This window comes from Thermoflavimicrobium daqui, assembly GCF_003313465.1.
GTDB classification, from domain to species: Bacteria; Bacillota; Bacilli; order Thermoactinomycetales; family Thermoactinomycetaceae; genus Thermoflavimicrobium; species Thermoflavimicrobium daqui.
In genome coordinates this window covers 188,722-213,015 of record NZ_KZ845665.1, presented here as the reverse complement: position 1 = coordinate 213,015, position 24,294 = coordinate 188,722, and the positions used below count along the sequence as shown (strand labels likewise).

At 38.1% G+C, this 24,294-nt stretch carries 19 protein-coding genes, 1 other RNA gene and 1 other annotated feature; of the genes, 6 read left to right on the top strand and 14 right to left on the bottom strand.

The genetic code is table 11. The features are described 5' to 3' along the window. The first annotated feature begins 161 nt into the window (after positions 1-161). Positions 162-593: a ferritin-like domain-containing protein gene (locus tag DL897_RS06665; protein WP_113658366.1), complete on the top strand. Its 432-nt coding sequence runs from the start codon at positions 162-164 to the stop codon at positions 591-593. A 37-nt stretch (positions 594-630) separates the two neighbouring features. On the opposite strand, the gene DL897_RS06660 is transcribed toward DL897_RS06665, so the two are convergent. The 6 genes from DL897_RS06660 to DL897_RS06635 form a co-directional block, all read right to left on the bottom strand. After that, entirely contained in the window at positions 631-1,188 is a 558-nt protein-coding gene (locus DL897_RS06660) for a 5' nucleotidase, NT5C type (protein WP_113658365.1), read from the bottom strand. 92 nt (positions 1,189-1,280) lie between these two features. Next, a non-coding RNA gene (ssrS, locus tag DL897_RS06655) (6S RNA) lies at positions 1,281-1,464 on the bottom strand. Positions 1,465-1,535: 71 nt separating this feature from the next. Continuing rightward, positions 1,536-3,329 carry an aspartate--tRNA ligase gene (gene aspS, locus DL897_RS06650; RefSeq protein WP_113658364.1) on the bottom strand — a complete coding sequence of 598 codons (1,794 nt, stop codon included), beginning with the start codon at positions 3,327-3,329 and terminating at the stop codon, positions 1,536-1,538. 19 nt (positions 3,330-3,348) lie between these two features. After that, positions 3,349-4,617 (bottom strand): histidine--tRNA ligase, encoded by a 1,269-nt coding sequence (gene hisS, locus DL897_RS06645; protein ID WP_113658363.1) that lies wholly within the window; start codon positions 4,615-4,617, stop codon positions 3,349-3,351. Positions 4,618-4,763: 146 nt separating this feature from the next. Then, positions 4,764-5,008: a binding site (T-box leader), on the bottom strand. Between the two features lie 123 nt (positions 5,009-5,131). Next, positions 5,132-5,764 (bottom strand): hypothetical protein, encoded by a 633-nt coding sequence (locus tag DL897_RS06640; RefSeq protein WP_145962202.1) that lies wholly within the window; start codon positions 5,762-5,764, stop codon positions 5,132-5,134. Positions 5,765-5,785: 21 nt separating this feature from the next. Then, positions 5,786-6,232 carry a flavodoxin gene (locus DL897_RS06635; RefSeq protein ID WP_113658361.1) on the bottom strand — a complete coding sequence of 149 codons (447 nt, stop codon included), beginning with the start codon at positions 6,230-6,232 and terminating at the stop codon, positions 5,786-5,788. A gap of 390 nt (positions 6,233-6,622) precedes the next feature. Here DL897_RS06635 and DL897_RS06630 point away from each other — a divergent pair, with 390 nt between their 5' ends. The 3 genes from DL897_RS06630 (at position 6,623) to DL897_RS06620 (ending at position 9,589) form a co-directional block, all read left to right on the top strand. Then, a complete protein-coding gene (locus DL897_RS06630; protein WP_113658360.1) occupies positions 6,623-7,000 on the top strand; it encodes a DUF423 domain-containing protein in 378 nt (125 codons plus the stop codon). Positions 7,001-7,325: 325 nt separating this feature from the next. After that, complete coding sequence (locus DL897_RS06625; protein ID WP_113658359.1) at positions 7,326-8,915, top strand: PhoX family protein; 1,590 nt, start codon at positions 7,326-7,328, stop codon at positions 8,913-8,915. Between the two features lie 116 nt (positions 8,916-9,031). Further along, positions 9,032-9,589: a thermonuclease family protein gene (locus DL897_RS06620; RefSeq protein WP_168188688.1), complete on the top strand. Its 558-nt coding sequence runs from the start codon at positions 9,032-9,034 to the stop codon at positions 9,587-9,589. On the opposite strand, the gene DL897_RS18175 is transcribed toward DL897_RS06620, so the two are convergent. From DL897_RS18175 to DL897_RS06585, 8 genes are all read right to left on the bottom strand, one after another. After that, positions 9,586-9,744, bottom strand: coding sequence for a hypothetical protein (locus DL897_RS18175; RefSeq protein WP_168188687.1), 159 nt, complete (start codon positions 9,742-9,744; stop codon positions 9,586-9,588). The genes DL897_RS06620 and DL897_RS18175 overlap by 4 nt on opposite strands. 100 nt (positions 9,745-9,844) lie before the next feature. Continuing rightward, complete coding sequence (gene tkt, locus DL897_RS06615; RefSeq protein WP_113658357.1) at positions 9,845-11,848, bottom strand: transketolase; 2,004 nt, start codon at positions 11,846-11,848, stop codon at positions 9,845-9,847. 261 nt (positions 11,849-12,109) lie between these two features. Beyond that, complete coding sequence (gene dtd, locus DL897_RS06610; RefSeq protein ID WP_113658356.1) at positions 12,110-12,547, bottom strand: D-aminoacyl-tRNA deacylase; 438 nt, start codon at positions 12,545-12,547, stop codon at positions 12,110-12,112. Between the two features lie 16 nt (positions 12,548-12,563). Further along, complete coding sequence (locus DL897_RS06605) at positions 12,564-14,720, bottom strand: RelA/SpoT family protein (RefSeq protein ID WP_113658355.1); 2,157 nt, start codon at positions 14,718-14,720, stop codon at positions 12,564-12,566. Between the two features lie 122 nt (positions 14,721-14,842). Beyond that, on the bottom strand, positions 14,843-15,970 hold the full coding sequence (locus DL897_RS06600; RefSeq protein ID WP_113658354.1) for an ADP-ribosylglycohydrolase family protein: 1,128 nt from the start codon (positions 15,968-15,970) through the stop codon (positions 14,843-14,845). A gap of 213 nt (positions 15,971-16,183) precedes the next feature. Beyond that, positions 16,184-16,588: a hypothetical protein gene (locus tag DL897_RS06595; protein WP_113658353.1), complete on the bottom strand. Its 405-nt coding sequence runs from the start codon at positions 16,586-16,588 to the stop codon at positions 16,184-16,186. Positions 16,589-16,706: 118 nt separating this feature from the next. After that, the gene (locus DL897_RS06590; protein WP_113658352.1) at positions 16,707-20,243 is read right to left on the bottom strand and encodes a UvrD-helicase domain-containing protein; all 3,537 of its coding nucleotides are present in this window, start codon (positions 20,241-20,243) and stop codon (positions 16,707-16,709) included. Beyond that, a complete protein-coding gene (locus DL897_RS06585) occupies positions 20,240-23,392 on the bottom strand; it encodes a PD-(D/E)XK nuclease family protein (RefSeq protein ID WP_113658351.1) in 3,153 nt (1,050 codons plus the stop codon). The genes DL897_RS06590 and DL897_RS06585 overlap by 4 nt, the downstream gene beginning before the upstream one ends. Before the next feature lie 82 nt (positions 23,393-23,474). On the opposite strand from DL897_RS06585, the gene DL897_RS18170 reads away from it, so the two are divergent. Further along, a complete protein-coding gene (locus tag DL897_RS18170; RefSeq protein ID WP_168188686.1) occupies positions 23,475-23,633 on the top strand; it encodes a hypothetical protein in 159 nt (52 codons plus the stop codon). Between the two features lie 257 nt (positions 23,634-23,890). Continuing rightward, entirely contained in the window at positions 23,891-24,262 is a 372-nt protein-coding gene (locus DL897_RS06580; RefSeq protein ID WP_113658350.1) for a group I truncated hemoglobin, read from the top strand. Positions 24,263-24,294: the final 32 nt, after the last annotated feature.

Here is a 24,294-nt window from a genome sequence, read left to right as displayed (position 1 = left end):
CTTTTTTTATTGTGTAACAGCTCCATATAATATAACTCTAACATACCATTTCCATGGAATTGGGTCAAATATCAAAAAAGGTAAAAAGAATAGGATTAAATCGCCATACATTTTTTTTCTATGAAGATGCATCCTAAAGCACAGGGAGGATGATACAAATCATGAATGCAAATATGCAAGAACTTATTGCAGGACTTAATGAAGACTTAGCTTATGAATTATCAGCCATCCATCAATACATTTATAATGCTGCTGTTGTTTCTGGAATGGCAAGGCTTACATTGAAAGATTTTTTTACTAGTGAAGCTCAAGATGAAATAGGTCATGCTCTTTATTTGGCTGAAAAAGTTGCAACATTGGGCGGGAAGCCCAATGTGGAAGCAAAACCCATTCAATTTATAAGCGATGTAAAAGGGATGCTACAAGCTACATTACAAGCTGAACGTGATACGATTGAGCGATATAAAACACGCATTGAGCAATCTGAACAGCTTGGAGAAATCGAGTTAAAAATTAAATTAGAAGAAATGCTTGCAGATGAGACTAAACATAAAGAAGAAATTGAACGTTTACTTATTGATCCACGCTTATAGCCAATCAAAAACCGCAAGCCATTGCTTTGCGGTTTTTCTATTTCTGGATAAGGTTATATACCTCTCGCCAATCCTTTATTCTTTTTAGAGGGTGTGGATAGTTTCGATTATAAACAGCATCTACGATGACAGTAGGGATTTCCTCTTCAACTAACTTATCTAAATGAAAAGGTGCATCTTCAAAAAACAAATCAATCCCTATTTCTTTCGCTATTTTTGCCTTATTTTGTGAATTCATGATTAAATTATTCTCTTTATAAGGAAAATGATTCTTTTTTAACCACTTTCTTGTTACCTTTTCTATATTTTTCATACCTGGTCTTGCTGTTATAAAATAAATTTCGTGCCCCTGTTTTTCAAGTTCATTTAGAACCTCTGCAGCATGAGGAAGAGGTAAGCCCAATGAATAAATTTTCTCCTCTAATTTCCGCCATAGCATCTTGCCTTCTTTTTTGGAAAGACCATATGCTTCATCCAAATAAAAGTCAGTTACTTCTTCAACTCGCACCGCTTGATCTAGCTCTTCATTATACACTTCTACAGCAGCACGATGTGTGTCCTTGATTGTGCCATCAATATCTACACCTATCTTCATTCAATCGACCCCTAAGTTAAATTCTGTCTACGAGGTACAATTCCATTCATAAGATTATTTTTCCCTTTTAAGGTCCATTTTATGTATAAAAAAAGAGTCCCGTTATGCCGTGACTCCCAAAGTTTTGAACCTGCTCTCGGCAGGTGGGTGCTCTGCACTTGAATTCATGGTTCCGCTAGGCGATAAGCGGCAGCCAATCCGACAAATGACTCCAAGCTCCCGTATTAAAGGTGTTGGCTCAAAACATTCAGGTTTACACGCACATCGCAGGACTCATTTATTGATATTATATTACCACAAATTTAAAACCAAGGCAAGTTTAGGATATATTTAACATGACCTTTTAATTAGTTATTAGTAGTGATTTCTTTATCTTCTTTTACTCTCAAATGAAGTTCGTCTAACTGTGCTTGAGCAACCGAAGAAGGAGCTTCTGTCATTAAGCAGCTTGCACTGTTTGTTTTTGGATAAGCAATACAGTCTCTCAGATTGCTTCTACCAGAGAGTAACATCACAATACGGTCAAATCCAAACGCAATCCCACCGTGTGGAGGAGCACCATATTCAAAAGCCTCCAAGAGAAAACCAAACTTTTCTTGTGCTTCTTCTAAACTAATCCCTAAGGCTTTAAACATCTTCTCTTGAATATCCCGCTGATAAATACGGGAACTTCCGCCACCAATTTCATATCCATTTAAGACCATATCATAAGCATAGGCACGAACCTGATCTGGGTTTGTCTCTAGAAGTGGGATATCTTCGGTCATTGGTGCTGTAAATGGATGATGTTTGGCATAGTAACGTCCATCTTCTTCGTCATACTCCAAAAGTGGGAACTCGGTTACCCAAGTAAATTTAAATACATTTGGATCAATTAACTCCAATTGCTGGGCTAAACGCACACGTATTTCACCTAATACATTAGCTACCATTTGTGGTCGATCTGCAACAAAGAAGAGTAAGTCTCCCGTTTCGGCTTGTGTCGCTTGCTGAATCGCTCTGATTTCCTCAGCTGACAAAAATTTAGCTACCGAGCCCTTGACTCCTTCTTCTTTATAAGCTAGCCATGCTAATCCTTTGGCTCCCAAACTTTGCGCAACTTTGCCCCAGTTATCGATCTCTTTCCGGCTCCAACCTGCACATCCTTTTACATTAATCGCTTTGATCTGACCACCATTTGCAATCGTTGAAGCAAATACCTTAAACGACGTATTCGCCAAAATTTCATTTAAACTCACAAGTTCCATACCAAACCTTAAGTCAGGTTTATCAGAACCATATCTTTCCATGGCTTCTTGATAAGTTAATCGTGGGAATGGAATAGAAATGTCTACATTAATGGTTTCTTTAAACAAAGTTTGGATCATTTCTTCCATTAAACTTAGAAATTGTTCACGTGAGATAAAGGAAGCTTCGATATCAATTTGTGTAAATTCGGGTTGACGGTCTGCACGTAAATCCTCATCACGGAAGCAGCGAGCAAACTGGAAATATCGCTCCATCCCCGCCACCATAAATAATTGTTTAAACAATTGTGGTGACTGAGGTAAGGCATAAAATGAACCTGGATGAACCCGACTTGGAACAAGATAGTCTCGTGCTCCTTCGGGTGTGCTATTCGTTAAAATAGGAGTTTCTAATTCAAGAAAACCGTAACGATCTAAAAAGCGGCGTACGGATTGCATAGCTCGATGTCGAATTACCATGGTTTCTTGCATTTTAGATCGACGTAAGTCTAAATAACGATATTTTAAACGAATGGACTCATCTACATCAACACGATCATCCGCAATAGGAAATGGAGGTGTTTTCGCAGGGTTAAAGACATGGATTTGCCTAGCTTGAAGCTCTATTTCCCCTGTAGGTATTTTTGGGTTGATATTTTTCGGATCACGTCCCACTATTTCACCTGTCACAGAAATGACATATTCCCGACCAATTTCAGAAGCAATTTCAAATGCATCTGGTGCAACTTCTGGATCGAATAAAACTTGGATAAGACCAGAACGATCACGTAAATCAATAAATAAGAGTCCTCCCAAATTACGATTTTTTTGCACCCAACCATTTATTGTGACTGTTTTTCCAATTAGTTCTTTAGAACATTCGATAGCTCGATGTGTACGAATAACACCCTCCATTTTCTTCACTTCCTCTCTCTTATTTTAGAGTTTTCTTCATCAAATAGTCGACAACTGTATCCAAGGGTATTTGCTCTTGCTCTCCTGTTTCTAAGGATTTTACATTGATTTCTTTCCGTTCTAATTCTTCTTCACCAAGTATCACGACAAAACGAGCATTTTCACGGTCTGCTGCTTTCATTTGTCCTTTTACTTTACGATCTAAATAATCACGTTCACAAGCGAGTCCAGCTTGTCTTAAGTCATGAAGTAACTGAATTGAATGGAGTTTTGCTTCTTCGCCAATGGTTACTATAAAGCAGTCAAGTTGGTCATGAATAGGTAACTCTACCCCTTGTGCTTTACATGCTAAAATAATACGCTCGATTCCTAAGCCAAATCCTACCCCTGGCATCTCAGGACCACCTATCTCTTGAACAAGTCCATTATAGCGACCACCGCCCCCAATAGTACTTGCTTGTGCGCCAGGAATATCGACAACAAATTCAAATGCGGTATGTGTATAATAGTCAAGACCACGAACCAGCCGATCATTGACTCGATAAGGAATTTCTAATAGATCCAGATAACGCTTCACCTGATTAAAGTAAGAAAGACATTCTTCATCGAGGAAATCTAAAATCGATGGAGCATCTGCGGCAATCTCTTTTGTACGTGGATCTTTACTATCCAGAATGCGCATTGGATTACGATGGAGACGCTCTCTAGCATCTTTTGCTAATTCCTCTTGATAAGGAGTAAAATATTCGATTAATTTCTCGAAATAGTTCTGACGAATTTCAGGAGTAGCCACACTATTGATTTCTACTTCTACTTCTTTTAGTCCAAGCGACTTGAATAAGTCCATCCCAACTGCAATCACTTCCACATCAATCGCCGGGTCATGACTACCAAATACTTCAATACCAAACTGATGAAATTGTCGGTTCCGTCCAGCTTGTGGCCGTTCATAACGGAACATAGGTCCAAAATAATACAGCTTAGATGGAAGTGATTGTCCATACATTTTATGTTCAACAAAAGAGCGAACCACTCCAGCTGTTCCCTCTGGACGCAAGGTTAATGAGCGATCTCCTCGATCATTAAATGTATACATTTCTTTCTCTACAATATCGGTCGTATCACCCACACCACGAACAAAAAGCTCCGTGTGTTCAAAGAGAGGCGTACGTACTTCCCGATAACGATAACGGCGACAAATCTCTTGCACTTGTCTTTCGATATAATGCCAGATATTGACCTCTTCTGGCAAAATATCAAACGTACCGCGTGGAACACGATAGCTCATCCAAAGCCCTCCTTTTTCGTTTATCAAGTACACTTTATTTTATAGAAGATGCCTGATAAATCAGGCTTACATCGCTTCTTAAACTACTTTCGCCGTGTTCTTAGGAGCTTTAAAAATGAAAAATCTCCCGCCACTGACCCAATATTGTCAGGGACGAGAGATTAGCCTAAGTATAATTCCCGTGGTACCACCCTTTTTGGAAAATCAAAATGATTAACCCACTCATTTAACCGTTATCGCCGGCTACGTCTATGTCTACTCACCATAAGGCTTTCGCCATAGAACCTCCAGGTGTCTTTCCTCATTTCGTAACATAGAGAACCTTTCAGCCTAAGGGTTTCTCCTCTCTTTTTGCCCGGCAAATGAGTACTTTTCCTTTCATAGGTGGTTCGATATAAACGAAGTAATAAATGCTATATTAATACCAGATTATATGATTGAAAAAATCCTTTGTCAAGAATTTTCTCACGTGAAATTTCGAACAAAAAATGACAAAAAAATCACCATCAAAAAATTAATGGTGATAAAGACGTTTTCTAGACTGTGAATCTTTAATCAAACTAAGATAATGAATCGCTTGCTGTACATTCATTTCCGTAGTAGATATGTCTATTTTCTTTCCGGTTAGTAAATGGATGAATTCGATGTGATCTGGCCAATCATTAAAAACTTCATGGCATAGGTATATTAGCATATACTTGTATGTTTCTAAGATATAGGGATCTTCATGAATAATGAATCTTTTGATTATAAAGTGGTCCTTTGAACGTTCAACAAGATCAAAGGTGAATTGTACATGTAATTGTAAGGCATTACTCCAAACCCTCATCGGTTCATATAACACAATAGGATTGGTAATACGCTGATCTGGTAAAAAAAATAGTAAATGATCGACGATTTTAGCTGTTGTTTCAACCATATGAGTAGCTGATTCAAAAGCTTGGTATTCTTTTGGCCAATATCTACTGATCAGATGAAGTAAGTTTAATGAGGTGCGTCGCTTGCATGGTAGAGAATAGTAGTGATAAATAATCTGTTGGGTTGCTCTCTCAACCATATCTAACCACTTGGGATGGAGAAGCTGATAACAATGTCTACAACCATATAACCTTTTTTCTATCTCTCGTTCAGATAACACTCTGGGCAATGTAATAACAACCTCTCTTATTTATTTTTTATCAAAGTGTAGGATAAAATCACGTCCAAACTGGCGACAAATTTCTTTATCTTCTTCAGTAGGGGTCAATTCGATCTTAAGACCCTCTAAGATCACTTCTGCTCCTTGATCGATAAGTTTTTGTATCAATATATCGACAGCAGCACCTACCTGCTCATAAGCAGAATCGCAAGAGCCGAATACGGCTGCTTTTTTTCCTTTTAAATTGATTTGATTCATTTCCTCATAAAAATCTATAAATTCATCAGGTAGATCTCCATCTCCCCAAGTATAGGCTCCTAACAAAATTCCATCATAATTTTCTAATTCATCTGCATGTACTTCAATGACATCCTTCATAACAACCTCTTCTTGTTCATTGATACCTTCTACAATCGCTTCTGCCATATCTAATGTATTTCCAGTCATACTTGCATAAACCATAATAAGTCTAGCCATATTTTATGATCCTCCTTCAGTCATGTAAGAAGAAGGAATTCACCTCACCTTTTATTGATAATGATTATCATTACTATCCTTATGTTATAACTAAATGATAATGAATATCAATATCAAAATTATAAGTCCTAATATTCAGTCTAATATTGGCTAGATATTCCAAAAAACTTGACAAAAAAGTGGATCCAGAGTATGTTTCACTTGGTAGTACTTATTTTAAAAGTGCTCAATCCACAACAAAATTCGATACGTTTTGAAATAAGTTCTATGGTATTCTCTTCTTTGTCGTTTCATAAAATGTAAGCAAAGCCTGTTGTATAAAAATCAATCAAACCTTTTGAGCAAATCTAGTTAAAAGCAAGAAGCATCAGCACAGAAAGGAGTACACAGATGAAAACCTTTATTATGCTTGGCAGTATTAATATGGCTTTAGTCGTTGCCATTGGGGCCTTTGGTGCACATGGACTTGAAGGAAAAATTTCAGATCGGATGTTACAAAATTGGCAAACAGGTACCCAATACCATATGGTTCATGCTTTGGGATTACTTATCATCGGAGTGCTAATGGCTAAGTTTGGCGTTAATTCTTCTCTCTTACAAGCTGGTGGCTGGCTATTACTTACAGGCATCATTTTATTCTCTGGTAGCTTATATGTGATGGCTCTCACAAATATAACTAAGCTTGGAATGATTACACCCATTGGTGGTCTTTCCTTTATTGTGGGTTGGATTTTAGTGACCATTGCTGCTGTAAAACAGATAGGATAGGGTCTACATAAACAAGGATGTCTTACAAGTCCTTGTCGTTTTTTACTAATCCCTACTTTCATTCAAAATAAAATATAATGATGCCCTAACACTTTCGATGGGCATTTGTTGGAGATTGGCTCATTTAACTTTATTTTGGGACATCTCCTTTTTTGTTCTCTTTTATTTAATTATTCCTATACCCCAAATTATGTTAATATATAATCAATTATGAATATACTAAATAATAGATGCGACAAGTGAAACCTTTAAATAAAATTAAAACTTACTTAATAGTATTCTTGTAAATTTAAAGTGATACATCCTACATTAAGGAGACGATCTCATGGATAAAAAACTTTCTCGTCGACAATTTATGACATACCTTGGAGTAGGTACAACGGCACTCGTAGGAGCAACAACAGGTATTGATCGAGTTGCTGAAGCCGCAAGCAAAGTTCCGGAGAAAGTAGAAGCATTACATAATTGGCAAGGCAATATTCCCTTTCGTCCGATTGAACCAACAAATCAAGATGATATCATCTTACCCCGTGGTTTTAAATATGATGTGATTGCGGCTTGGGGTGACGATATTGGGAATGGCGAAAAATTTGGCTATAACTGTGATTTGACTGTATACTTTCCAATCCAAAACTCTTCGCATCATGGACTTCTATGGGTTAATCACGAGTATATAGGTACAGGTAGCTTATTCCTCTATCCATCTTCAATGACCGATGAGGAAAAATTCAAAATTGAACAATATAATTTAGGTGGAAGTATATTAGAAATTAAATATGAAAAAGGAAGATGGCAACTAGTTAAAAGCTCTCGTTATGCTAGACGGATCACGGCAAATACGATGATCGATCTAACAGGACCCGCACGTGGAAATCATGCTGTTGCAGGTGTGACAGAAGTTAAAGGTACCTATGCAAATTGTAGTGGTGGTGCAACCCTATGGAATACGGTTTTAACTTGTGAAGAAAACTTTGAAGAAGATGCTGAACGCTGGGGTCGCAATCTTACCCATTATGGCTGGGTGGTAGAAGTTGATCCTTTCAATCCAAAATCAAAGCCGAAGAAACACACATCACTCGGTAGGTTTAGTCATGAAAATGCTGCGATGACCCTCTCGAAAGGTAAGCGTCTGGTCGTTTATATGGGGGATGATTCGAATGACCAATATTTTTACAAATATGTCAGTGATGATACCTATCAAGCTAGGTTAGGACATCAAAACTCCCGACTCTTAGAAAAGGGAACTTTATATGTCGCTGATCTAGAGCAAGGAGTCTGGCTCCCTCTCGATATCAACCGATCTCCTAAACTAAAAGAAAAATATAAAACACAAGGGGAAGTTCTGGTTCATTGCCGTGAAGCAGCGAAGTTATTAGGAGCCACGCCAATGGATCGGCCAGAAGATGTAGAAGTAAATCCTGTTGATGGTCATGCATATCTCGCTCTTACCAATAACACGAAGCATGGAAACTTCTATGGGCAAATACTTAAGATTCTAGAAAAAAATAATGATGCTGCTTCAGAAACATTTTCATTTGAAGTATTTGCAGTAGGTGGACCTCAGAGTGGCTTTGCTTGCCCTGATAATTTGCTTTTTGACCGAAAAGGAAACTTATGGGTGAGTTGTGATATTTCTTCAAGTAAATTAAACAAAGATAATGCTTATAAAACATTTAAAAACAATGGAGTTTTCTTTATCCCTACTCGTGGAAAACACAAAGGTGAAGCATTCCAATTTGCATCAGGGCCTCGCGAATGTGAGATGACTGGACCTTGGTTTACTCCGGATGAAAAAACCTTATTTTTAGCTGTGCAACACCCTGGCGAAGAAACGACTGATCCTAAGAATCCTACAAGCCGCTGGCCTCGTAGGGATATTCCACGTCCTGCCGTTGTAGCTATTCGGGGTTTCTAATGTCATCTCTCCAATCACGCTCTTTTTCTATTCCTTCTTATTAGAAAAAGAGCGTTTTTATCCTATGTGTTTGGATTATATTTACAATAAAGGTGATGATAAGAGTAAACGTCTCTATGAACAATCGTATTTATAAAAAAGGGGTGCAATACACCCCTTTAATCTTTTGGCTAGTTCTTATCATTTCAAGCGTGTTTATGGGTTGTCAGGATGAATTCCTTGTAAAAAGGTCAGTAACTGAAAAATTTCCTGAACGCGAACAAAAATCAAGTGCTATAGTCAGTAAAGTAATTGATGGGGATACCATAGAAATTGATAGGAAAGGTAAAAAAGAGATCGTACGACTAATTATGGTTGATACACCTGAGTTAAATCAAAATAAAAATCATCCACAACCATTCGCTCATGAAGCAAAGCTATCTCTTAAAAAATTCCTTGAAGGTCAACTAGTTCTCTTGGAAAAAGATGAGCAAGAAAGAGATCCATACGGTCGCATGCTTTTCTATGTTTACAAAGATGATCGACTCGTTCAAGAATGGTTAGTCATGCAAGGATATGCTCGAGTCAAAGCTTATCCCCCTAATCTTAAATACTATGACCGACTGAAAACCGTTGAGGAAAATGCTCGAAGAAAACAGATAAAAATCTGGTCACAGCCAAGTCTTCGAAATTAAAATCTCTTTTTTGCTATCTTCTGCTCAAAGTGCATCAATGGATATCTCATTTCTTTTTCCTCACTATCTAAGCCGATATCAATTTCCTTAGGATTCACACTCGCCTGAAACTGCATTTGTTGTTTAATGGCTGCCTCTTTAGGGGAACTGCGCACTTTTCTGACTCCTTTATCCAAATTCGTAAAGTATTATTAGCCTGCCCACTTTTGTATAAAAAAAGCACGAACTCTTCTTAAAGAGCTCGTGCTTTTTCATTTACTTCGTGAGTACTTCTTCCACTTTCGCTATCACATTTTCAACATTGAAACCAAATTGCTTCATAACAAAGCCACCTGGTGCAGATGCTCCAAAGTGATCGATGCCGATAATGGCTCCACGATCACCGACATAGCGTTCCCAACCAACTGGGTGAGCTGCTTCAACTGCGACACGAGCTGTCAGATGGGAAGGCAGAACTGATTCTCTGTATGCTTGATCTTGCTGGTCAAATAGTTCTCGACAAGGCATACTTACAACACGAACGGAGATTCCTTTTTCTTGTAATTTTTGTTGTGCTTCAACAGCAAGACTTACTTCAGAGCCAGTCGCAATAATTACTGCCTGTGCTTCACCTTGTGCTTCAGAAACGATATAAGCTCCTTTAGCAATGGTTTCTTTTTGAATTCCTACCGTTCCTTCTAAAATAGGTAATGCTTGACGAGTAAGAGCCAAGACAACAGGGGATTCAGTTTGACTTACTGCGTATGCCCATGCAGCAACTGTTTCATTTGCATCTGCTGGCCGTATGACTTTTACATTCGGAATCAGGCGTAACGCTGGAATTTGCTCGATAGGTTGGTGAGTTGGTCCATCTTCTCCTACAGCGATACTATCATGGGTAAAGACATATACCACAGGCAGTTTAGATAAAGCTGCAACCCGGATCGATGGTCGGAGATAGTCCGAAAATACTAAGAAAGTTCCTCCATATACACGTACGCCACCGTGAAGCATCATTCCATTTAAGGCGGCTCCCATACCATGCTCCCGGACCCCAAACCAAATATTACGCCCAGCATAATCTTCAGCATGGAATGGACCTTCTGCTTTGATTAGAGTGTTATTGGAAGAAGCTAAGTCCGCTGAACCACCTAAGAAGTAAGGGATATTTTTAGCAAGAGCCCCAATAGCTGCACCTGACGCAACCCGTGTCGCAACTGCTTTATCTCCTACTTGATATTGTGGCAGATCTTGATCCCAATCAACAGGTAATTCTCCTTGCATAGCTTGTTTCAATTCTTTAGCTAATGCAGGATGAGCCTCTTCATACTTAGTAAATAGCTCTTGCCAAGTTGATTCTTTCTTAGCTAGTTTTGATGTTAACTCCGCAAAATGTTGTTTTACTTCTTCAGGAACTGCAAAATGTTCTTCAGTATGCCACTCATATGTTTTAAGTGCTTCTATTCTTTCCTCTGCTCCAAGTGGCTTTCCATGAGCTTCAGAAGTACCTCCACGGTTTGGGCTACCATAGCCAATCACTGTCCGTACTTCGATTAATGTCGGGCGATTTGTGTCCTTTTGTGCTTCTAAAATAGCTGCTTCGATCGCTTCCATGTCATTACCATCTGTAACCTGCAATACTTGCCAACCATAAGACTCGAAGCGTTGCATGACATCTTCTGTAAAAGAATGAGCTAATTCACCATCTAAAGAGATATCATTGGAGTCATATAGGGCAATTAGTTTGCCTAAACGTAAATGCCCCGCCAATGAACAAGCTTCCGAAGCAACACCTTCCATCAGATCCCCATCACTACATAAAACATATGTATAATGATCAACAACAGGAAAACCTTCACGATTATATTTCTCCGCCAGAAAGCGTTCAGCCATCGCAAACCCAACTCCGTTAGAAATACCTTGTCCCAACGGACCTGTTGTTGCTTCCACACCTGGAGTATGTTTCACTTCGGGATGACCTGGTGTAAGACTGCCCCATTGCCGGAACTGTTTTAGGTCATCCATGGATAGTCCATAATCAAATAAATGGAGCAAGCTGTATAATAAAGCAGATCCATGACCTGCTGATAAGATAAAACGATCACGATTGAACCAATTTGGATTGGCTGGGTTATGATTCATTACTTTAGACCATAAAGAATACGCCATGGGTGCTGCCCCCATGGGCAAACCTGGGTGTCCAGAGTTTGCTTTTTCAATCATATCAATCGAAAGCATACGAATGGTATTAACAGCGAGTTGATCAATCGCCTGTGCCATGTCTATCTCCCCTATCTTTCAAGTTAAGTCATTGCTTCAATGTCTGAGGTCATTATAGCATATCCCTACCTACTCTTTGCAGATAACATCTCAATGAATACATGAGTGTAACTGCTCTAAAAAGCCAGTCAAAATATACCCTATCGATAGTATTCACTTGTAACACTTAATATTTTCTTAATGAATACTAAAACAATCCCTTAATCAATAGCATAAATCAAATGATGCTAGGCTAATTAAGGGATTGTTAGCTTTTTATTATTATCTTTCCAACATCAGCGTCACTGGTCCATCATTAACCAGACTTACTTCCATCATCGCCCCAAAAATACCTGTCTCAACTTGGAGACCATAAGTTCTGAGCTTATCATTAAAGCGCTCATATAACATTTTTGCTTCGTCTGGGCGTAATGCTGCCATAAAGTTAGGACGCCGCCCTTTGCGACAATCACCATATAAGGTAAATTGTGAAACAGATAAAATAGACCCCTTTACATCTAATAAAGAGCGATTCATTTTACCCGCTTCATCTTCAAAGATTCGGAGATAAGCAATTTTCTCAGCGAGATAATCAATCTCTTTTTCGCTATCTCCTTCCGTAAAACCCACTAGAAGCAAATAGCCATGCCCAATCGCTCCTGTGATCTCATTTTCAACTGTAACTTTGGCCTCTTTCACCCGTTGTAAAAGCACTTTCATATTGGTTAGCCCACCTCTACTGCATTAGCCGTTTTACACTATAGACATCGCGTATCGCCTTCACTTTTTCAACAACTGATTTTAAATGGCTAGCATTACGTATCAACACGCGTAAAATGATGTTAGCAAACTCTTTTCGATGTACTTTGGCACTTACTTGCGAATAAGGTGCTTTGGAGTCAGCTAATACTTGTAATACATCATTGAGTAAGCCAATTCGATCAAATGCACTGATTTCGATATCGACATGATAAAGATGTCCTTGCTCCAATTCTTTTTCCCCGATCCATTCTACTTCGATCTGACGTTCTTCGTCCACTTGTAGTAAGTTAGGACAATCTGCCCGATGTACTGTAACACCTCGACCTTGTGTGACAAAACCCAAGATATCTTCACCAGGAACCGGATTACAACAGCGTGAAATACGAATCAGTAGATTATCTACACCTTTTACACGAACACCTACATGTGAACGTGAAAACTTTTTGGGAAGCGTTTTGACTTGAGGTAGAACAATAGGATGTTCCACTTTTAAGCCATCCGTAAGGCGATTAACAACTTGCGCTGCCGTGATCCCTCCATATCCTACAGCAGCATATAGATCTTCTTCATCCGGGAAGTTAAACTTTTGAATGACCTCATTAATCCGGTCCGGTACTAACACTTCATCTACATTAAATTCATGTTTTTTCAGGAGAGATTCAACCATTTCTTTTCCTTTGGCAACAGTCTCTTCACGCTGTTGCTTTTTGAACCAACTGCGAATTTTATTTTTGGCATGTGAAGATTTCACCAATTTCAACCAATCTTGACTTGGACCATAGCTATGCTTCGAAGTCAAGATTTCTACAATATCACCGGTATTTAATTTATAATCAAGCGGAACAATCTTCCCATTTACTTTAGCTCCGATACACTTATTCCCAACTTCGGTATGAATTCGGTATGCAAAGTCAAGCGGTACTGATCCTGTTGGCAATTCAATGACATCCCCTTTAGGGGTAAAAACAAATACTGCATCCGAAAACCAATCCATCTTTAGATTTTCAATAAACTCTTGTGCATCTTTTGCTTCTTGTTGTAACTCCATCATTTCACGGAACCATTTTAGTTTACTCTCATAATCACTGTTTTGAACATGATTGCCTTCCTTATACGCCCAATGTGCAGCTATTCCGTATTCTGCTGTCCGATGCATGTCCATTGTCCGAATTTGGACTTCGATGGGTTCACCTTTCGGTCCGATCACTGTCGTATGAAGAGATTGATACATATTCGTTTTAGGCATCGCTATATAATCTTTAAAGCGACCGGGAATCGGTTTCCATATGGTATGAATGGTTCCTAATACAGCATAGCAGTCCCGTACCGTTTCTACGATTACACGAACAGCCATTAGATCATAAATTTCATTAAACTCTTTATGCTTATTAGTCATTTTACGATAGATACTATAAATATGCTTCGGTCGTCCAGAAATATCTAGAACCCTGACTTCCATCTCTTTAAATCGCTTGTACATCATCTCAATAATTTCATTTAGGAAAGCTTCTCGTTCTGCTCGCTTTTTCTTCATTAGATTGACAATTCGATAATATTGCTGAGGATTTAAATAACGCAAAGCAGTGTCTTCTAGTTCCCACTTAATTTTAGAAATCCCTAAACGATGAGCAAGAGGAGCAAAAATCTCTAATGTTTCATTCGCTTTGATTCGCTGTTTATGCTCTGGCATATACTTTAAGGTGCGCATATTATGCAGACGGTCAGCAAGTTTTATCAAAATAACACGGATGTCTTGTGCCATCGCGACAAACATTTTGCGATAATTTTCTGCCTGATGTTCAGCACTTGATTTAAATTTAATCCGTTTACGTAGCTTGGTTACTCCATCCACCAGCAGAGCGACTGATTCACCAAATTCATCTTTAATCTGTTCCAAAGTTACATCTGTATCTTCAACCACATCATGTAAAAGAGCAGCTACTAGAGTAGCTGCATCCATCTGCAAATCTGCCAAAATTTCAGCCACAGCCACAGGGTGAGTAATAAAAGGTTCTCCTGACTTCCGAATCTGTCCCCGATGTGCTTCTTCTGCAAAATAGTATGCTCGCTGAATCAGCTCATAATCTTCTTCACTCAAATAATGTGCAGCTTGTTCAAATAATTGCTCCATAAGCAATCATCACCCGTACTTCTGATAAATTTCTATCATTATCATATAACATCGTTAAAAAGTAAAGAGGGTGAAACTTTTCCAGTCATTGATCATCGAATCCAACACCATATAAAAGTAGATTATATGTTTCCTGATTTTAATTGTTGTTGAAAATCCTTTTCCATTTGAGTCAACTTTGCTTCTATGGATAAAAAGGTTGACATAGTCTCTGGAATCTGCTGATCAACTAGAGCATCTGCATACTTAAGTAATCTTTCACGATCATAGAAACGGTCGATGGGAATCCAATCTATCCCATATCTCGCACCCAAAATCGTTCCAGCAATTGCTGCAACTGTGTCCGTATCGTATCCTTCATTAATAATACTAATTAATATTTGATGAGGACTTAGATCACTGCGAGATGCCATTAATAAAGCATGTAAACCTCCCAATAAAACAAACCCTTGATTGGGATGAGCTCGTGTAAATCCTGACGCAAGGTAAGGACGAGCGCATTCGCTAATTTGGTTGCGTACGACTTCAATAGGCTTATCTATCCATTCCATCGCTTGTTCCAACATGTTTGAAATCAACTGATTATTTTCATGATCAACTTTCCAGCCTTGCTCTGCTAAAGATTTGGTTTGCTTTTCTGCCTCTTTTGTAAAACTATGAAGTTTCTCCCATACTTCTTGAACAGAAAATCCTTGTATAAATAAAGAAACTGTATAGGATACGACTGCTGCAAATACAGCAGCAAGTTGATCCGCATGTGTCATCAAAGTAGACTCAATCGTAGCTTGTAATAACTGTTTCTTTTGTTCTGGGCGATAAAAAATCGCTCCCAATGGTCCCACTCTCATAGCTGCTCCTATTCCCGATGATGAACTGCCCGACTCCTTAAGTAGTCCACCTTTTCTAAGTCGATGTACAGCAGCTACAAAGTTACGTCCAATTCCACGCCACGCTTTCTCTATAAACCCTTGAACCAGAATTTGCCCCCAAGCTTGCCTATTCCAGCCTTCGAACGTAAGACAATGATAAATGAGTGCTAGAGCTTGCTGGGTATCATCAGAATGAAAGCCCAATGGACGTAAACGAGCCTTTTTATTATCTGGGATTTTATCAAATAGATAATCTTCCGGCAATTCGCGATATGTACCATAAACCAGCTCAATCTCATGCTTTTTCCATCCCTCAACTGGACATCCCAAAATATCTCCCCAAGCTAAGCCAAGTAATGCTCCTTTTTGTTTATCTTTCATTCTCTTTTACTCCTCTATTAAGTCTTCCCACATCGTCTGATCCAAAGAAAATCCATAAATTTGCCACTTACTCTCGTTAAAGGTTTGGCGTAAAAGTCGATCTATATCAAGCTCGAACGATGCAATATACTGTTTCAACATAGCATTCTGCATAAAATAAAAAAGTTCCGAATCCCCATTTATTCGGGTTTTCGGAACCCACGACAATCACTATTAAGAACGATCTTGATCCCGACGATGATTTACCTTTTTAAATAGGCTTTGGAAATCGTTTCGCCAATTCGATAATGTTCCTGTTTGTTTTCGTACATAAAAATAGATAGCCGACAAAATAACAGCATCGATCCATACCATAATATAGTCAAGCTTTTTCCCTGAGTCTATAAAAAACAAAATGATGGGGGCAATAATAATTCCACCATAAGCTACTCCTTCAAATGCAAAAATGAGCAGTTTCCAGAGTTTCTTGAGATAGTCTTGAAACTGGAACTGACGTGCACTAAATAGTTCGCGAAATAAAAGAAGCAATAGCCCAGCCATCCAAATGCCTAAAGAAACCATAATTAGGCGAAAAAAACCAAGGATAAAAGCTGAAAAACCTTCCTTTAAGGCTTCCACTAAGGTCTCTCCTTATTCCTCTTATTAAAAATTTGGTGCAATCACTATTATGATGGCATCACCTGACTATTTCAAGGGAATTTAAAAACACTTCACAAACAAGTCGAAAAAATGACTCTTATCCTCTATTTTCTCCTTCACAAATCAATCGATATGAACAATAATCACATCGTTTACCAACGAGAGGAATAAAACGAGTTAATTCAGGTTCTCCCTGTAATAAATTAGCTGTTTCTTGTAACCGAATCTGGGCTTTTTCTAACCAAGATTTCGTTACCGAAAAGCTATAAAACTGATCCGGTTCTAAAAAATATAAGGTAGCTTGTTCTGGAATAAAACCCATTTTTTGTTGAAAAGCTAATATATAAAGCTGTAATTGGGGTTCATATTCCAGTGCTGTTTGCTCTACCTCTTGGATCGAAATCCGATCTGTCTTATAATCAAACAACTGCCAATGATCCATTTGATCTTGAACCATGAGATCAATCTGCCCTGAAATCCTTAATCCTGCAATCTCTTCAGTAAAATCCCACTCTCGCCAAATCTTTTTCCATTTCCTCTTTTCCTGATAAAGAGAGCTTTGAATAAACCGTTGGAGATAAGGATCCATCTCTCCTTTTATAAATGGGTAATCATAAGAGGTGAGCTGAAATTGATCACAAGCTTTTTCGATCAAAACGGGTAGCTCATTGATAGACACATCTGGGTCCATCAACCATTCACAGATTTGATGAACTAATTGTCCTTTTAAGGTTGGAGGCAATTTTCTTTTTTCATTTGGACTGAGGATCTTTATCTCTTCATCTTTCATTATTTCTGGAATCCCAATGATTTCCTGATAGTAAAATTTTCGAGGGCAGTTAACCAATTGTTTCCACTTCGTAACATTAACGGCTACTAAATGAGGAGTAACCCGTTTTTCTTGAAATAGGTCGATATGAATGGATAAAGGTTCTTCTTTAAGCTTTCCAGCAATATATTGATTGAATATATCTTCTTTAGATATCGTATGTATAGAAGTGGATTTTACAGTATTCTCAAAGTTTAAATGTACCCGAATAGGTAAGTGCTCTGAGTCGAAAGACCAAATTCCCTCCTGCTCATCGATATGATGATATCCAATTACTCCATCTAACCATGTACTCCACTGATAATTTTGATCTAGTAATCCTTTTAGTGGAGTAGCTGATCCACTCAAAATCAATCTTTTTTCCGCTCGGGTTAATGCCACATAAAAAAGGCGCACCGATTCTTCCCATTGTAGTCTTTTCTCATCCGCTTGAACTTGTTTAAAGTGCTCAGTCTCAATCGTTTCTCCCTTCTCATCTTGCATCTGTACAACTAATCCCCACTTTGGGTGTATGTGTAATAAGGAGTGATTTTGCCGAGGAGTATCCGATAATCCTGGAAGATATACAATGGGAAATTCTAATCCTTTCGCTTGATGAATCGTCATGATTTTTACACTAGGGCTATCTTCTGATTCAATGGATGCTTCGGTTTCGTCTTGCTGACTTAAGGAAACTTGCTCCACCCATTCTAGAAAAGCAGAGATGGATACAGCTGGTAAACCGGTTAACTCATTGGCTTGATAAATGAGCTTTTTAACATTGGCAGTTGCTTGCTTTCCAATAGATGTGGCCCATAGTACTTCTTCATATCCACTTTCTTCAATTAAATATTCGATAAGATCGGCAACTGGTAGCTGCCCAAGCCATAATTCCACTCTATCAAGCAAAGCAGCAAGTTGTTGAAGCTTTCTTTGTTCTGCTTTTGTAACCTGAATCTGAGTGAGCCAATCTTGAATTTGTCCTTCCCACTTCGCATCCATTGCAATACGCAAAATAGTCTCATCCGATACTCCACAAAATGGGGAACGTAACACACCGGCCCAAGCTAATCGATCATTCGGTTGAACTAAAATACGTAAGAAATGAAGAATATCTAGCACTTCTTGTCGATCATAAAATCCCCGTCCCTTTACTACATAAAACGGGATACCCACTTCTGCTAAAGCCTGCTCATAAACTTTTACATGGGTCATTTTCCGAAGCAAAATAGTCATATCTTTATATGGAATTCCTTCTTTACTCAGTTGCTCTATATGTTTGGCTATCATCATGGCTTCAGCTTCATGTGAACTGAGGTCTTCCGTTAACTCTTTTTTCTGCGGAACTCGAATCCACTCGATGACTACCTCGGAATTCGTATCCTTTGATTTTGCTTTTACAGGCTCATAGTAGTTAGGGACTTCTTCATCTTGGGACATTAGATGAGAAAACACATGATTAAAAAATACAATCAATTCTGGATCAGAGCGAAAGTTTGTATCTAATATAACCTCTTCTCCTCCATGTAATTTTATTTCATTTCGCGTTTGGGTAAAAAGAGAAACATCCGCTCCTCGAAAACGATAGATAGACTGTTTAGGATCTCCTACCACAAACAATTTGCCAGGTGGAATGTTCCCATCTGTATCTTTGGTTAATAAATCAATCAATTTCTTTTGAATATGATTGGTATCTTGGTACTCATCGACTAATACATAACGTATTTGTTCGAAATAACGCTTACGTATCTCTGAGCGTTGAGTAAGTAATTCATAGGTTTTCCACTCCAAATCATTAAAATCTACTGCTTCTTTTGCGTTCTTTTTTTGTTGATACCTCTGAATCACCTGAGAGAGCAATGGACATAAGATATTAGTTAGCTTTGCTTCGATACTTAGATATTTACGAGTGATTAGTAACTCTTTCATCTGCTGACAAATGTGTTGCATATTTTCTTTTAGCTGATTATTATTTTTGCCCCAAAATCCTTTCAATGTATCCAAAAGAACACGAATCAGCGTAATTTGCTCAGTGACCGATTTACTTTTTTGCCATCTGCTTTCCCACCATGGCCATGTTTCAATAAATGATTGCATATTTTTGCCGGGTTTTTTTACCTGTAAAATTACGTTGGCACTTTGTTTTAATTCGCTTTGCAAAGGAGTCCATTCTTCCTCCCAGCGTAATGTATGCCTTTCCTCCAATTGCTTAGCACACTTTTGTGTCGCATCGAACAAACTTTGGACATTCCAGCCCAATGAATGTAATTGTTTTAAAGCAGATTGTAATGATTCTTCAATACTACTAAAGCTATTACCAACTAACCACTCCTCCCAGGTCGGACGTTCTATTTCCTTTTTCCAGACATCTGTTAAGCTTTCTTGAATAGCTTCTCTAAGAAGCATCTCTGCTTCCCATTCGTTTAAGATGTTAAATGAAGGTGATACACTTGCTTCCAAAGGATATTCTAGTAATACCTTTTGACAAAAGGAGTGGAAGGTAGATATACGTGCACGTTCTAATTCTACAAGTAATCTACGCCACTGATACTCGTTTTCTTTCTGCTGTTTTTCCCGAGCCTGATTTATTCGCTCATTTACCTCCTGACGGATTCTCTCTTTCATCTCTGTAGCAGCTTTTTCAGTAAATGTAATGGCAATAATTTGTTCAAGTATATTTGGATCTTCTTGATGATTAGCAAGTAAGTTGACAAAACGATGAGTCAATACACGCGTTTTTCCCGAACCAGCCCCTGCTGTAACAATACAGTTGGTATGTAATAAGTCAGCTGCTGCTCTTTGCTGTCTTAAAGTTAATGGATTCAATCATGATCACCTACCTTATGTTGTTGATATGCTCGAATCCGGCAGATTGTTTGATGTGGACAATGAGGAGGACAAGACCAAGTCGGTTTAACATCACAGCCTCCTTGTTCGATTTGTTGGACCTTTTCATCAATGAGGTGCTTTACCATCTCCAATTTTTGTCCCCATTCATTTGGTTCTAACAGGGCTCTGCTTGTTAATTTGGCTTTTTCCTTGTGCTCTTTTTTCCAGAAACCACGATTCCGCCAATTTTTCTCATTACTTTTTCCTTTGGTGTAATAAGCGATTCCGATCACCTTCTCTGGTTCTAAACCCAATCCTTGTTGTAGCGCCCATAAAATCAAAGGTAGCTGTACATCTTGTCCGTCATATAATTCCTTTTGTGATGGAAGATTAGAAGATTGATAAATATATACAATATAGTCACCTTGCTCATCCATATCTATTCGATCTACTTTTCCACGTAACTTTAATATAGATCCTGAACCTAGCTGTATAGAAATCGGTTGTGCCATTGAATGTGGATCTTCTTGTCCATCCATTGGATTGGCTTTACCAAATGTAAGGTTGATATATCGTGGGTGAAAATCATAAGCTTCTTCACTCCGTAGATTCATCTCATATTTCATATATTTTTGTACCTGTTGCCAGATTTTCTTTTGATCCATTTCGAAATAATAAGTCGAACTTTCTTGATCTCCATCCTTTATTTGTTTCATAAATAATTGGTGAACTAAATTTTCCCCTTCTTCTTCTGATAACATTGGGCTTCCAAGTACTCGGTACAAAACATCGCGTATGATCTGCTCTTTTTTCCATGAACCAAGTCCTTTTCTTTTTTTCTTCCTTTGTGTAGTTTGCCATAACTGACCAGCCATAAATTGAAAAGGACAACGAAGCAACTGATTGACGTCACTCACATGCCAAACATATTCTTTTAGCCATTCTTGAATCTGTTTTTGCAGCTTTTTATCACTAATTTTACCTGTAAATGGGGTTTGCTGATGTAGATAGCGAGACTGCTCGACTTGGATGCGGTCGAGTAGCCATTTCCATCTATCGATGTCTTCTAAACGTAGATGTTCTAAGATTTGGATCGCCACGTTGATATCATCACTCATTTTTTGCTTCTGTCCTAATTGGTAGGTAGCAAATTTCCTACCTTTTGCGGAAGTATAACAATCGGCTATCGAAAATGGACCCCAGTAAGAAGTTAATTCTAGTTTGGTCACCTGAATTGAATTCTCATGAAATACCATGAAACATTCTTCTAAATAAGGAGACGGTAATTGTTTTTTTCCATCTTGATTAGCATAAGGATAAGAAAAAATAAGTTTATCAGTGGCTGCATTAATACTCATGAAAAAGGAATATAATTGGCGTTGACGCAGCTCTTCTGAGTCTATTAAATAAACCCCTTCTTCTCGTAACTTTCTACGTTCTTGATTGGGTACCAGCCAATCTTCCTGATATGGACGCGGATACTTTCCTTCTACACATCCCAACAAAATCACAACTCGAAAAGAATGACCTTGCACCAAATTAGGTGCTAAGAATTGCACTCCTCCTTTTTGCGCTTTTCTTTTACATATCTTCAGCTGAGATGCTGCCTGTTCTAATAAGATAATAAATTGAGACAATGTCAATTTTTGTCCAGAAAATGCACCTCGCTGAATCGATTGTCCACCCTCTAATAGCTTTTTTATACCTTGCCATGCATGTAGCTCTTCAGCTAAGCTCTCAAGTAAAAGTGGATTTCTCCCTTGTGCTTGCCATCGATCTATTTGTTTTAATGGTCTAATCCAATTCGCAAGCCAGCTGATCCACTCTGTCCATGTATTTTTTTTAGGAATTTGCTCCATCCACGCTAATACAGAGAGAATTTCTTGATACAGCTTGATATCATCCTTTTTCATTTCATTCTGTTCACACTGTTTGGTGAGCTCATTTTTAAATAACTCTTGATCCATCGAAATGGTTCCAAATCGCTTTATATAACGACGGAAAGGAAGATATGGGCTCTCCATTAAGATAGTCCACCAGTCGTGATAACCAGCTTGGACATAAAGAAGAGCACAAATCGTTTTATACAAAGGATGATCAGCTAATTTTTGTTGCCATTGGTTTGAAATCGGAATTTTGGCCTTTTGAAAGTATTTAAACAATAAACCTTGATACTCATCCAAATTGGGGCAAATAATAGCAACTTCATGGAAAGCCGTGTCTGACTCATCTATGTATTTTTTTAAATAGGCAGCTATACGTTCTACTTCTGCCTCCATATTTGGTGCACTAAATACTTCCACAGTATTAGAGAAAGGTTGCTTGGGTGGGTCTTCACTAAAAACATGCTCTGATAAATGAAACAAAGCCGGATCTTTGTTTTGTAGCCTCTTTGTATCTAAATAGTCAAACCGCTGCTGAAATCCTCTTTGCCCTAATCTCTGAATCATTTCATTGGTTTCACGGAATAGGCGCAACCGATGCAAATCCCAAACAAGATGTAATTCAACTGAAACTCCACAAGTTACTAACTGAATCAACAATTGCTCTTGTAATGGATGTAAATGATAAAACCTCTCTAATACGATTTTCTTTGGTAAAGACAGTTGACCCCTTGTTTGTGTATGACTTAATTGTTTAATGGCTTGTATATACATTTCAGCATGATCCCAAAGCAAAAGATGCTTTAATTTTTGCTGATACAGATCATAAATACGAGCCATTTCCTGATATTTTGTTTCTTTTTCTTGCCATAATGTATCAAGTCGCTTCGGTAAAATATTTGCCCATTTTATTTCATTGATCCAATGTACAAATATCTTACCCCAGCTTTCATTAAGTAAATTGATATCCTTAAAGTATGAAAGTTGATTCTCACGTAAAAGCTCCCATAAAACCTGTTGAATAATCCATTGCTGTTCTATCTCTGAAATAAGCTTACGTTGATTTCCTAATAACTCATGGACAAATTGATCAAATGTCCGCCAAGTTACCGTGTTAACCGAATATTTACGAGATAGAACACGAGCTTGTTCATTACTAGGTACAATATAATAAATCATTTGATCTTGCATGCCAAACGATTCATTCCAAGCCATTCCTAAAATTGCCTGAGAACCGGGATGTAGATAAATCCTACCAGCCATCAATTAACCTCCTTTATGGAATATTTAACCAGTATGTTTTTACTTCATGGTGACAATTTATAAATAGTTTGGAGGTGAAAACATGGACCGTGATAAAAAGAAACCACGTAAACGCAAAGAAGATACAGAGTTTGGATCAGAGTTTGCTTCTGATGAAGCAACTTTAAGTGTAATGAATGCTATCTCAATGTCTTATAGTCAGGCAGGATTAAATCCAAAAAAAGAAGCAGAAAAAGAATAACACGAGGATCACTCTAACACTCAAATCCCGAGTCCCATATTTTAATGGGACTTCTTATATATAGCGTTTCCTCTCTCATCTGCTACTCTCACTTCTTCACTCTCTTAACCTTAATTCTTCCATCCAAATTCTTAAAGTTCCACTATAAAAATAAATTGGCAAGGCTATAGAAATATCATACAATTATAGACATTAAATATAAATTTTCTCATGAACTTACAATAAAAATCCATTTTCTTACTTTATGGAGGAAAAGAATGTTACCAGTAGTTAACCAAACATTATATGAGCGATTAGGCGGAAGACCTAGGATAAAGATGATTGTTCAAGATTCCTTCTACGCACTTTTATCAGATGATCGTGTAAGCCATCATTTTGTCGGGGTTGACATCGAAAGATTAACTAATGTTTTAATTTCATTTTTTGAAAATATGCTTGGTGGTCCCCTTGATTACTCAGGCGAATCATTACGTAAAGCCCATAGTGGCTTAAATATTACTTCAGAGGAGTACGATATATTCCTTTCCTATGTTCGACAAATCTTAAGAAAGTATACCGTTTCCATTCCCGACATTGCAAAGATCGAATCGTTACTACGTTCCTATAAACCCCATATTATTAATAGATAGCCCAGTATCCTTTATAGTCAGATACTGGGTTT